12 protein-coding genes are annotated in these 12436 nt (G+C 57.1%); 2 read left to right on the forward strand and 10 right to left on the reverse strand.

Annotated features, from left to right (window positions below):
• Nucleotides 1-13: 13 nt before the first annotated feature.
• The 9 genes from BMY73_RS13865 to BMY73_RS13905 form a co-directional block, all read right to left on the reverse strand.
• On the reverse strand, nucleotides 14-1279 hold the full coding sequence (locus BMY73_RS13865) for an amidohydrolase/deacetylase family metallohydrolase (RefSeq protein ID WP_062380193.1): 1266 nt from the start codon (nucleotides 1277-1279) through the stop codon (nucleotides 14-16).
• Nucleotides 1280-1640: 361 nt separating this feature from the next.
• A complete protein-coding gene (locus BMY73_RS13870) occupies nucleotides 1641-2327 on the reverse strand; it encodes an SRPBCC family protein (RefSeq protein ID WP_062380191.1) in 687 nt (228 codons plus the stop codon).
• 23 nt (nucleotides 2328-2350) lie between these two features.
• A complete protein-coding gene (locus tag BMY73_RS13875; protein WP_062380188.1) occupies nucleotides 2351-2830 on the reverse strand; it encodes a (2Fe-2S)-binding protein in 480 nt (159 codons plus the stop codon).
• Nucleotides 2830-3657, reverse strand: coding sequence for an FAD binding domain-containing protein (locus BMY73_RS13880; RefSeq protein ID WP_092407761.1), 828 nt, complete (start codon nucleotides 3655-3657; stop codon nucleotides 2830-2832). Before BMY73_RS13880 ends, BMY73_RS13875 begins: the two co-directional genes overlap by 1 nt.
• Nucleotides 3654-6038, reverse strand: a complete 2385-nt coding sequence (locus BMY73_RS13885) for a xanthine dehydrogenase family protein molybdopterin-binding subunit (RefSeq protein WP_092407763.1) — start codon at nucleotides 6036-6038, stop codon at nucleotides 3654-3656. The genes BMY73_RS13880 and BMY73_RS13885 overlap by 4 nt, the downstream gene beginning before the upstream one ends.
• 64 nt (nucleotides 6039-6102) lie before the next feature.
• A complete protein-coding gene (locus tag BMY73_RS13890) occupies nucleotides 6103-6855 on the reverse strand; it encodes an amino acid ABC transporter ATP-binding protein (protein WP_092407855.1) in 753 nt (250 codons plus the stop codon).
• A 62-nt stretch (nucleotides 6856-6917) separates the two neighbouring features.
• Complete coding sequence (locus tag BMY73_RS13895) at nucleotides 6918-7577, reverse strand: amino acid ABC transporter permease (protein WP_092407765.1); 660 nt, start codon at nucleotides 7575-7577, stop codon at nucleotides 6918-6920.
• Nucleotides 7574-8221, reverse strand: coding sequence for an amino acid ABC transporter permease (locus BMY73_RS13900; protein WP_092407767.1), 648 nt, complete (start codon nucleotides 8219-8221; stop codon nucleotides 7574-7576). The genes BMY73_RS13895 and BMY73_RS13900 overlap by 4 nt, the downstream gene beginning before the upstream one ends.
• 8 nt (nucleotides 8222-8229) lie before the next feature.
• Entirely contained in the window at nucleotides 8230-9081 is an 852-nt protein-coding gene (locus BMY73_RS13905) for a transporter substrate-binding domain-containing protein (RefSeq protein ID WP_062380172.1), read from the reverse strand.
• A 555-nt stretch (nucleotides 9082-9636) separates the two neighbouring features.
• On the opposite strand from BMY73_RS13905, the gene BMY73_RS13910 reads away from it, so the two are divergent.
• Nucleotides 9637-10446 carry a phytanoyl-CoA dioxygenase family protein gene (locus BMY73_RS13910; RefSeq protein WP_092407769.1) on the forward strand — a complete coding sequence of 270 codons (810 nt, stop codon included), beginning with the start codon at nucleotides 9637-9639 and terminating at the stop codon, nucleotides 10444-10446.
• Nucleotides 10447-10620: 174 nt separating this feature from the next.
• Here BMY73_RS13910 and BMY73_RS13915 read toward each other — a convergent pair whose 3' ends face one another.
• Complete coding sequence (locus BMY73_RS13915) at nucleotides 10621-11550, reverse strand: LysR family transcriptional regulator (RefSeq protein ID WP_092407771.1); 930 nt, start codon at nucleotides 11548-11550, stop codon at nucleotides 10621-10623.
• Between the two features lie 131 nt (nucleotides 11551-11681).
• Between BMY73_RS13915 and BMY73_RS13920 the strand changes: the two genes are divergently transcribed.
• Nucleotides 11682-12398 (forward strand): SDR family oxidoreductase, encoded by a 717-nt coding sequence (locus BMY73_RS13920; RefSeq protein WP_092407773.1) that lies wholly within the window; start codon nucleotides 11682-11684, stop codon nucleotides 12396-12398.
• Nucleotides 12399-12436: the final 38 nt, after the last annotated feature.

Below are 12436 nucleotides of genomic sequence, written 5' to 3' on the forward strand. Positions count from 1 at the left end.
TGCGAACTTCCGGTCAGGCTACGCGCGGAACAGGCAGGATTTTTGCCGATGCATCAAACCGCTTGCCTGCACGAAGACAAAACACCGGCTGCAGCATCCGGCGGGCGATCACCTCGGTACCTTCATTGTCACGCAGTACCCAAGCGCCCTCTTGATCGGAGAGCACACTGACATCGGCTTCACGCCCGACACCCAGGCTACCGATCTCATCGCTCATGCCTGCCAGCTTCGCCGCATTGCTGGTCACCATCGGCACCACCTGCTCAAGGCTCAGCCCCAAGGCCATCATGCTGACCATGGCGGAGACCAGGCTGAAACGAGAAGTACCTGTGAACAGATGCTCCTCGTCCGGGTGCTCATCCGGCGTACCCGCCGGCGCAGGAACGGTCGTGTTATATCCGTGCATATCCGACCCCAGCGTATCCGGGACGACGCCTGCGCCGAGCACCTTGGCGGCCATTTTGTAGCTGAAGTGGGACCCGTGTCCGACGTCGACCTTCAAGCCACGTTTGATAGCCTCGCTGACCAACGGGTGCATCTGACCGTTCTGCTCAACGAACCCTCCCGGGTGGCGGCTGAACGGATGGGCCAGCACATCCCCGGGTTTCAGAACCTCCAGCACCTGCGGAAAAATACTGTCTGGATCGACGTCATACGCGGGTTGATCCGGCAGGGGCCAGAGTTGGCCGAAATGGATGTATACCGGGAGAGACGTCAATTCGCCGATCTCGGAGGCTTTCTTCATTACATCCAGCCCCCAACGCGCAAAACCACCCAGCTCGGCGTGGGCCTTGATGCCCTTGACGATATCGCGATTGGCCAGCGCTGACTTGACCGTTGCGGCGACATCGGCACACTCGGGACGATAGAGTTCGGGATAGAAATGCCCCTCCAGCCCCCCCACCAGATAGGCCGAGAGAAACGACAACACTCGACTTTCGGCCGGCTCGACGATGAACTCGCGAAACCCAGGCAACGTCATGCAACTGGCACCGCCCTGGTCAATCAGGGTCGTCACCCCGGAGTGCACGCCACACATATCCGCGTTCAACCCGAATCGACCCGTCACGTACTGATAAACGTGGCTGTGAGTATCGATCAGCCCAGGCAGCACTAACTTGCCAGAACAATCAACCCGCTCTGCGCCGATAACCTGCTCAGTGTCGATCAGTTTCCCGACCGCCTTGATTCGGTCGCCCTCGATCAAAACATCACAGATGGTGTCGATTGAATTTGCGGGATCGATTACGCGACCGCCAAACAACAGGATTTTTTTCATAGGTGTCTTCAACGTGTCAGTGAGTACTGAAAACGAGGCAACCTGCGTGCCAATCATTAATAACAAAACTTCTAAAACGATCTATCTACCTATATTTAAACAAATTAATTTCTTAAAAAAATACGTGGCATACCTTCTTTTTTTGAACTTTTCTCAGTCAACTCTCACCGTGCTCTGCTTGCCCGCCTGAGAGTGCACCACTCACGCGCATTATGGGGCATACCACCTATATTGATGAGCGATGGAGGGGCGGCAGGGCTCATCGTTCCCGGTTGTCCAAGAGTCACTGAATAAAAAGGTCTACCACGCCATTTCACGTGGTAGCTGCGCAAGAACGGGACGGATGGAGATGGAGGCTTTCTTACTTACCGCAGGTCGGGCAGCGCCGCTTCTCTTTCAAACCGAACAGACGCCGCAGTCGGCCAAGCAGCAAAGCCCAAAACATATTGCCAAGATCGAGCGGCGCCTGGGGTTCGGCAGCACCGCGCGCATTATCGGGGATCGGGCTGACAGAGGGGACAGGCTCGACGCCTGAATCTCCCCCCGGTAACGCGTGTACGTGTTCCGCGCCAGGATCGGCAGCGATGGCGGTGTCATTGGCCGCTTCCAGACGCGACTTGAGGTTTTCAGCGAACGCCTCCGTCATCCGGGTGGCCAGCTCACGGACAATGCCGCCCCGTGAAAACTGTGCCAAGGAGCCTGTTATCGAATAATCAACCACGACGTTGACCCGAGTTCCACTTGCACCGTCAGCAAGCAGTTCAAATTGCGCCGTTCCTTTCACCCGCGATCCACTTTTGCGATCGCTGCCCTGCCCGCTCACGACACCGCTGCGCCTGGCCTCATCCAGTGCGATTGCACCCTGGCCTTTAAAGGCAGCGACAATCGGGCCCAGTTTCACCGTCATCGCCAGGCTCAATTGATCGTCGTGCGGGGGTTCAGTGAGCGATGCACCTGGAAGGCAGGTGACGATCCCCTCCACGTCGTGAAAGCTCTTCCAGACAACATCTGGCGAGAATGGGACGCTGAAGCTTTGTTCAATATCCAATGCGTGTTACCTCATCAAGAAGGTTAGGCAGGCAGACGCTCGCGCCGTTGTTTGAGGACGCGGGCAATGGCCTTGACCAGCCCGACATAACCCGTGCACCGACAAAGGTTTCCTGACAGCTCATGCCGTATCCGAACCTCATCTGCGTCAGGAATACGCAGCACGATGTCCCTGGCGGTGGCCAGCATCCCCGGTGTGCAATAGCCGCATTGCAGCGCATGTTCCGCGGAAAACGCAGCGCGCAGTTGGGTCATGACGTCATCGTTATCGAAGTCCTCGATGGTGCGGATCTCAGCCCCGTCACAAGCCACCGCATAAACGATGCAAGACCGCATGGGGGCACCGTCTATCATCAGGGTGCAGGCCCCGCATACACCTTGCTCGCAGCCAATGTTCGTTCCCGTCAACAATCGCTCTTCGCGCAGGAAGTCGGCCAGATGGGTTCGCGCTTCGACATCGGCAGCTACGGCCTTGCCGTTTACGGTGAGTTTCAGCTGGGTCATTAATAGGCTCCTGACAGACGCGAGAGCTGTTGCGCCGCACGTTGAAGTGCAACGAGATGGATGTGGTATTCGTAGGTGCCAGGCTCGATGCCCGCTGCGATCAGCCATGGATCAGCGAGTTGATCCGCCCAGGCATCAATAAGCTCCCCTGCCTGCTCGATCACTTGAGGAGGCCCATCCACAGCGCCAATAACGGCCCGTCGCACACCGCGCAAAGGGTCATCGAGGAATGCGGCAATGGCCTCGGCGAACTCACCTGTCTTGCGGTTGAATTTGTAGTAGCTCCACCGCGCGTTACTGCTGATTTTGGGAATGCGCACGGCGCGAATGATTTCGTCCTCAGCCAGAAGTGTCGTAAACGCCCCTAGAACGAAGTGGTCAGCTTTGACACTACGTTCACCCTCAGGCCCGAGCAACAGCACCTCGGCGTCCAGCAGGGCCATCACATTCACCCAGTCGGCGGCAGGATCTGCATGCGCCAGACTTCCACCGAGGGTTCCTCGGTTTCGGATGGCCCTGTACGCGATCCCGCGCGCCACGAACGGCATGAGGCCTTGGGATGCATCGGCGACGATGCCATCCTCAATCGCGGCATGAGTCGTTGCGGCACCAATAACGATGCTGTCGGCGTCATCCTGAACCCCGTTCAACTCCGCCAGACGCCGAACATCGATCAACTGATCAGGCTGGACCAGGCGAAGGTTCATCATCGGTCCGAGCGATTGACTGCCCGAGACAAGCTTACCCATGCCGTCACTGGCCTTCAGCAACCTCACCGCGTCGACGGCGGTTACAGGGCGCTGGTAATCAAAAGCCACCGACTTCATGACGTCGCCTCCACCGGCCCAGCTGACACAGCCTTGTTCCGTCTGCCCGCCAGCGCGGCATACACGACTCGTGGAGAAAGCGGGAGTTGAGAAACCTCGACGCCGAGAGGGCGCAATGCATCGTTGATCGCATTGGCAATCGCTGCCGGAGACCCGATGGCTCCGCTTTCGCCAATCCCCTTCTGCCCAAAGGAGGTGTACGGCGCCAACGTTTCCATGTGGTCGATACGGATAGATGGCACTTCAGTTGCGCCGGGCAGTATGTAGTCAGCAAGCGTGGATGCGAGGGGCTGACCCTCCTTGCTGTAAACCATTTCTTCGTAGAGCGCCGTACCGATGCCCTGTGCCGCGCCACCGTATACCTGACCGTCCACAACCATCGGGTTGATCAGTTTGCCGCCGTCTTCGACGATGGCGTAATCGAGTATTTCGGTTTTTCCCAGCAGCGGATCCACAGCGACCACAACCGCATGGCAGGCGTAACTAAAGGTTCCTGTATCTCGCTGGGCCTGGTAGGTGGTGTGGACTTCCAGCCCGCCTTCATCCGTATCAGGAGGCAACCGCTGCGGTTGCAGATACCAGATCCGACTCAGCTCGTTCAGATCAATACGGCCTGATGGCCCCACTGCCCCCCCTTCAAGCCACGTCACGGTGTCAGTCGGGTCTTTGAGCAAATACGCACCTACGTGCTGCAACCTGTCGCGCAGAATCCTGCAGCCTTGGCCGACGGCCCCGCCAGCCATTACGATTGAGCGCGAGCCCCAGGTGCCGGTGGAATATGGAGTCATCCCCGTGTCGCCGAGGACAATCCGGACGCGCTGCGGATCTACGCCCAGAACCTCGTTCGCAATCTGCGCCAACGTGGTTTCCATGCTCTGCCCGTGAGAATGGACGCCCACCCGAATTTCCAATATCCCGTCCGGCGTCAGCCTCAACGTGGCAGGTTCCCGACCCGGCACCATTGGAATTCCCCAACCAAAATACACCGACGTGCCATGGGCTCCCTGCTCACAAAATACGGCCATTCCCACACCGATCAGTCGTCCGTCGGACTCTCCCCGTTGCTGGCGGGCACGCACTGCTGGCAAGTCGATCGCGTCAATTGCACGCCGCACCGCCTCAGGGTAGTCACCACTGTCGAAATGCTTGCGCGTGATGTTGTCGTAAGGCATTTCTTCGGGAAGTACGAGGTTGCGCAAGCGCACCTCCGAAGGCTCAAGACCTGCTTCAACCGCTATCGCATCCATCACCGTTTCTATGGCGTAGCACACACCGGTTCTGGCCACGCCTCGATAAGGCAAAATGGGCGGCTTGTTCGTGGCAACTGACCAGGTTCGGCAACGGTAGCGCTCCATTTTGTAGGGCCCGGGCAGAATGCTCGCCACTTGGGCCGCTTCCAGACAGGCCGAAAACGGGTAGGACGAATACGCGCCAGAATCCACATGGGCTTCACAATCGACCGCCAGCAGCCGACCTTCACTGTCGGCATAAGCATGAATGTCATAGTGGTGCTCGCGGCAGTTAGCGTTTGCAACCAGCTGCTCCCGGCGATCCTCGATCCAGCGCACAGGATGATCCAGGTGCATCGCCAGCCAGGCAACGCAGACTTCCTCCGGAAGTAATATGCCCTTGTAACCGAAGCCTCCCCCGACATCAGGGGAAATCACCCTGATGCTGCCCTCATCCAGGCCCAGACAGCCTGCCAGGCCCGTACGGTTGATATGAGGCATCTGGGCGGCGGTGTACACCACCAACTGGCTCAGGCGCTTGTCCCAGTAAGCAACCACCCCTCGCCCCTCCATAGGCGCCATGCTTTGCCGTGCCGTGCGCAGGACGCGATGAACGTGAATGGCGGCGCGTGCGCGGATTTCGGAGAGATCGGCATCAACATGCGTTTTCAGGAAGACGTTGTCCCCCCATTCGTCGTGTACAAGGGCAGACCCCGGCTCGCGCGCGGCAAGCATATCCACTACGGCAGCAAGCTCATCAAAATCAACAAAGGTTGCGCCAGCGATGTCCTCCGCTTCGGCACGAGTGTCCGCCACACACATTGCGATCATTTCGCCCACCTGACGGACTTTCCCGCTCGCCAGGACCGGCTGTGCGGATGACTTGAACCCCGGCAATCCCGAATTGGCAACGATGGGCTTCACCCCGATCAAATCATCGAGGGTGTAGACAGAACTTTCCTGCCCAACAGGTTTCTCGATCTCCAGGATGCGCCCATGTGCAACCGGGCTACGAACAAAGGCAACGTCACGCATCCCCGGAAAGCGAATGTTGGCGATGTAATTTCCCCGGCCACGCATGAAGCGGTCATCTTCCTTGCGCAGCAGTGATGCACCGATACCTTGGCTGGATGTTGGCGGCAGGACAGTCATGGTTCGCCTCTCGATGGCACGACGACCTGAAGGGCGCGACATGCCTGTTGTTGGGTAAAAATCATTAGTGGCCCGTACCGGAAGCATTGTGAAACCGAGACAGGAACTGTTGGGCCCGCAACGTTTGGGGTGCGCCGAAAAACTCTGCAGGCGTGCCACTTTCCACGATGTCACCCCCGTCCATGAACACCACACGACTGGCGACTTGCCGTGCGAACTCCATCTCGTGAGTGACGATCACCATCGTCGCGCCCTCGCTGGCCAGACTACGAATCACTTCCAGCACCTCGCCCACCAACATCGGATCCAGGGCACTGGTCGGTTCGTCAAACAGCAGAATGTCAGGCTTCATCGCCAACGCTCGGGCAATACCCACACGCTGCTTCTGCCCACCTGACAGCTTCGAGGGAAACATGTCGGCTTTATTGGCGAGGCCGACACGGGCCAGCAGCGCGACGGCCTCCTGATGAACCTCCTCACGATTACGTTTCTGAACGAAGACGGGCGCCTCCATCACGTTTTGCAGCACCGTGAGATGCGGCCACAACGCAAAATGCTGAAACACCATGCCGATTCGAGCGCGCATCTGCGCGAGATCGGCGTCATTCATCTTGAGGCCGCCCTTGTGCACGCCCATGCGCTGCCCCTTCAAAATCACATTCCCCGCGTCGGGTTGCTCCAGCCAGTTGATGCAGCGCAGCAAGGTGGATTTGCCGCACCCGGACGGGCCCAGAAGACAAACCACATCACCGCTCATTACCTCCAGCGACACGTCTTTGAGAACGTTGTTGTCACCGAACCACTTAGAGATACCCATGAGTTGCAGCACGTTGGTTTGCGTTTGCGAGGTCACATCGCAGGGGGAGTTCTGAAGTGCATTCACGTTCGACGTTCCTCGGCGTAGCGGGTCAAAATGCTGGTCATGATCTCGATGCAAAGGCACAGCACCCAATACAGCAGTACTGCTGAGAGAAACGCAGCGAAAGGAATGAAATAGGTGGACTGGATGGCATTCATCACGCTGGTCAGCTCTGTAACCGCGATGATCGACAGGAACGCGCTGTCCTTGACGATTTGAATCAACTGGTTGCCCAGGCTGGGAATGGCCCGCATCAGCACGGGGGGCAGGATTATTCTTCTGACCAGATTGAAGCCGTGAAACCCGAATGCGCGAGCGGACTCAATGGATTCCACCGGCAAGTCCTGCCAGGCGCCTTTCAGCAGCACGGCCATGTAGGCAGAGTTGTAGAGCACCAGCGCCAAAACACCACTGCTCCAGTTTGACAGGCGAATTCCCATGGACGGCAAAGCAAAGTAAATGACGTAGACGAACAGCAAGAAAGGTACGCAGCGCATCGCGTCACAAAAGGTGTTGGCGGCGCGAGCAACCCCTGCTCGGGTACTCATCAGCATCGGGGTGAGCATTACTCCGAACATCAACGATGCAACGCCAGCAATACCCACGAGCATCAACGTGTTGAGGAAACCGCTCCAGATATCAGGCCATTGCCCCCCTATCGTCATGAAGTCATTGATCATGCAACCGCTCCACGGCCGTGCCCACCGCGCTCCAGACGACGCTGCAGACGAATCATCAGGTAGACAATCACCCCGTATATCAGCAGCGCGAAAATGAAGGGGGGCAGCGGGTCATACGTGCGAGCGCCGACCCTCTGCGCGGCACGCGTGATCTCCACCATGCCGATGACAGCCACTGCCGGACTTGACTTCAAAAGCATGGTCATTTCATTCACCAGGCCCGGCAGGCTGGAACGCCAAACCTGGGGCAACACGATGTGTCTCAGGCGCAGCCCTCGGCGCATCCCAAACGCCAAAGCAGCGTCGTATTCCTGTTTCGGGAATGCAATCAGCGCCCCGCGCCAGACCTCACAGTTGAAAGCGGCTGTGGACAGTGTCAGGGCCAGAATCCCTGCCGCAGCGGGAGCCAGGGATATTCCGAACTGAGGCAAGGCAAAGAAAATCAACAGAATCAGCGTGACCGCCGGGCATGAACGCATGATGCTGACGTAGAGAAACACAACCTGCCGGGCGAACGGCACCTTGCCCCAGCGCACCAGCGCCAGGCCAAGGCCGACAGGTACACCGACAACGATGCTGGCCAGTGACACGCCTATCGTCGATAGAGCACCTACCAGGATGCTCCAGTAGTCGTATGCCGTCATCGCGAGGCTCAGTTCACGTTCACTGGCATGTTTTCATGGCTTTCACCCAGCCATTTCTTCTGCAGCCGGTACATCTCACCGTTCTTGCGCAGATCCAGCAGCGCTGCATCGACAAGATTGAGCACCCCTGTATTGCCTTTGGCCACCGCCCAGGCCAGATAGGTCGGCTCTCCGATCGGCTGCCCCACCACAAACATGTCTCCTCGTTCCTTGACCAGGGACACAAGCGACAGATCCGTGTTCGCAACGGCATCCAGACGGCCATTTGCCAGATCTTGATAAGCCTCAGGGTAACCGTGGTATTCCACGATTTCTTTCAAGCCTTTGCCCTTGGCTTTGAGTTTTGCATCGAACTCTTTCAAATCCGTGAGCATTGCGCTGCCCGTTTCCGCACCGACCGTTTTACCCGCAAGGTCTTCTGCCTTGACGATCGCACTGCCCTTTTTGGTTGCAAAATAAGTGGTGCTCTGCGCGGTTGGAGAGGTGAAATCAAACGTCGCTTTGCGCGCCGTCGTAACCAGTACCGCAGAGAGCGCCATGTCGTACTTGCCAGTCGTGACCCCAGGTAAAATCCCGGCCCACGGCAAAATCTGCTGGCGGATCTTGATCCCGGTTTTCTTCTCTACCAAGGCAAGCAGTTCGTTGTCATAACCCGTTGCCTTGCCCTCTTCCATAAATTCGAAAGGGCGATAGTCGTCCTCAGTCGCCACGGAAAGGTAACCACGGCTTTTGACCTCATCAAGCGTCGCCGCATGACTCATCGCCATATTCGACAGAGCAGCCGTCATTGCCACAGCCAACGCCACCAGCGACGTTCTTACTCGCACTGAAGTCCGGGAGTTATGCAGTAGAGCGGTCATGGAGATTCCTTACTGAGTCCGTTGGGATTTCGGCCATCAAAGACCTGGGCTTGGTGCGCAAGCAGCGCCAACGAGAGCAAAGCAAGTGGCATGCCACATATTTAATAAACCGCTCTGGACGACTCCACTCCCTCAAGATCCGAGCTGTATGTCTGAACCCGCATCAGCAGGGATCATCCTTGCGGCAATAAAGCGCACCAAAAAAATCCAAAAAATACGTGGTATGCCTCTCAATTGGACGCAACCAACCATGGATCGTATTGCTTCTCAACGGAGCACGTTGGAAGCAACTTCATATAAGTCCTCTCCCATCTGACATTTAACACCATGATTTAAAACAAAATATTTGAGTGATCCTTTGACCTGCCTGAAATCAGGAAACCAGGAAACGCCCACTTCTACGTGGCATACCACATTCTTTATAAGTGTTTTTATAGGGTGATAACCTATTGTTTTAATTGGGTTTAATTTTCAGCTTTTTGCGTTGATGGGTTCTGGCATATCACATGCACTGTCGCTCGGTACCCAACGTCCCATCTGACAATTGAGCCACCTATGACCAAACATCTGACCACCGCACAAGTCGAACACTTCAAAGAGCAAGGCTATGCTTTTCCGTTTCGCGCCATGAGCACCGAGAAAGCTGCCGAATACCGGGCACGCATCGAAGCCTATGAAGCTCATGTAGGGGCGGATGCAAATCTTTCGCTTAAGATCAAAGCCCACCTTGCCTCCCCGGCATTCGTTGAGCTGGCTCGCCATCCTCGCATCCTGGATGCCGTTGAAGATCTGATCGGGCCGGATATCCTGCTGTTCGGCGCATCGGTATTTGCGAAAAATGCCAACGATCCCCGCTATGTATCCTGGCACCAGGACTCGACGTACTTCGGTCTTTCGCCGCATGAGGAGGTGACGGTCTGGGTAGGCTTCACTGATGCAACATCGGAGAACGGCTGCCTGCGAATTTTGCCAGGCTCCCACCTTGAGCCCTCCTATCAGCACGAGGAAACCTTCGCCAGGGAAAACATGCTCGCCAAAGGACAATCGCTCATCGGGGTGGACGACAGCCGTGGCCTGGAAATGCCTGTCTCGGCTGGAGAGTTCTCGATTCACCACGAAAGGACCGCCCACAGCTCGCGGTCCAACAGGACAGATGATCGTAGAATCGGCTTCGCGTTTTTCTACATTCCGACTCACGTGTCATCCACCATTGGCCGTCGACGCGCGACATTGGTACGAGGCGAGGACCGATATGGTCACTGGGACGAGGAGGCACTTCCAACCTGCGACTATGATCCAGCGTCCATGGCGCAACTGCACCAGGCGTGGGGGCAATACCGCGATGGTGAAGTCAAAGGTGGTTGATATCCCTTCGACGCGTCAGCAGATTCGCCGCCTCGCTTGATCATCTCCGCGGCAGCCCGAACCACGTCCATCTCATCGTGACGTGGTCGGCACCGTTGGACCCTGGCCGCCTGCCCCCTTCCCTTGTTAACCGTCCAGGCAAGTCATCTTCCGGGTGAACGCCTGTATCTACACTTAGCGCTCCTCAAAAGGAAAGGCCTCCTGGCACACCGAAATGATGCAATTTCTCAGGCAGCGATGCACCGGATCACTGTCCATCCGGGGATGCCACATTGCCGATATGTGGAAGCGTGGGAGAGGCGCGGGCAGATCGAAGCTGATCAGCTCCGAAGTGGAGCCCCCTAAACGCTCGCTACCCAGACAGGAGCGAGGCACGACAGCGATTAACTCCGATCGACAGGCAATCCGCATTGCGTCCGGATAACCTGGGACTATCACTGTAATTCTTCGCTCAAGCCCACTGGACTCAAGCTCACGCGTGAGCAATTCGATTCCGTCTCCTTCTTGCAAAGCCAGAACATGACTGAATGCGGCAAAGCTCTGCACCGTGACCTTTTGACTCGCCAGGATCGGATGTCCCGCTCTGACGACGCCGACATAAGTGTCACGAAAAAGAAAACGGGTGCGAATCTCCGGGGCTGACGTTCCAGGCAAACCAATATCCAGCTCCACCGTGCCCTCTCGAAGTGGTTGCGCATCTTTCTGCGGGCGAGCTTCGAACCTCAGGCACAGGTGGGGTGCCAGTTGGGTGACCGCCATGACCACAGGCCCAGACAGCCACTCCATGAATGACGGACTGGCCCTGACGGTGAATGTACCCTTGACCGATGCCATATCAACGTCGCTGACCTGGGGTCGCAGGATAGCCTTGGCGTCGCGTGTCAACCCGTGAACCTGGTCACGCATTTCCATGGCGCGTGGCGTTGGAACCAGTCCTCGTCCGGCGCGCACCAGCAGAGGGTCGCCAGTGACCGCGCGCAAACGTGTAAGCGTGCGACTCATGGCCGAACTGCTGAGACCCAACCGTTGAGCGGCACGGGTTACGCTGCATTCTGCAAGCAACATATCGAGGGCCAACAGAAGATTCAGATCAAGGTCACTCATGAACGTCCGGTTTCGAAAGGTCTGTCGGATGGGGCGTTTGATGCAACTATATTGTGATTTTCTTGCGTCTTCCGCTTTTTGTATCTGCCCCCTAGAGTCAAGGTGGTTACAACGAACGGGAGACATGAACGATGTGCACGAATAAATCGATTACCCCGTCCCGCACACTTCTCCTCATCGGCGCCTCACGCGGTATCGGCTATGCCATGGCTGCGGAGTTCCTGGAGAGGGGATGGAACGTCATAGGGACGATCCGCGGCACCGCCAAAACGCCGTTACATGATTTAGCCCTCCAATACAAAGGGCGGGTCGAGATTGAGTCACTGGACATCACCCGGCCCGATGAAATCGAAGCACTAAGGGGCCGCCTGGCCGAACGACGCTTCGATATGCTCTTCGTCAATGCGGGCACTGCCAACAGCAACCAAAACGAAACGATTGCAGAAGTGACAACCGACGATTTCGTTCGCGTCATGATCACGAATGCACTGAGCCCAATGCGTGTGATCGAAAGCCTGCAATCTTTGGTAACCGCCAGCGGGCTGATCGGCATCATGTCGTCAGGACAAGGTAGCGTGAGCAATAACGAGAAAGGCGGCCACGAGGTTTATCGTGGGAGCAAGGCTGCGCTGAACATGTATATGCGCAGTTATGCTGCGCGACACGCTGAAGACACTCGCACCTTGGTGTTAATGGCGCCAGGCTGGATCCGTACAGCACTCGGAGGGCCAGGCGCCCCATTCAGCCTGGAGGAAACAGTCCCGAAGATCGTCAGTACACTACTTTCACAGCAAGGTCAGCAAGGCCTGCGGTATATCGACCGGGAAGGGAAAACCGTCCCGTGGTGACCACTCATCCAAATGCTCCACACCGGGCTGACGTAATA

Source organism: Pseudomonas sp. NFACC02 (assembly GCF_900110765.1).
GTDB lineage: Bacteria > Pseudomonadota > Gammaproteobacteria > Pseudomonadales > Pseudomonadaceae > Aquipseudomonas.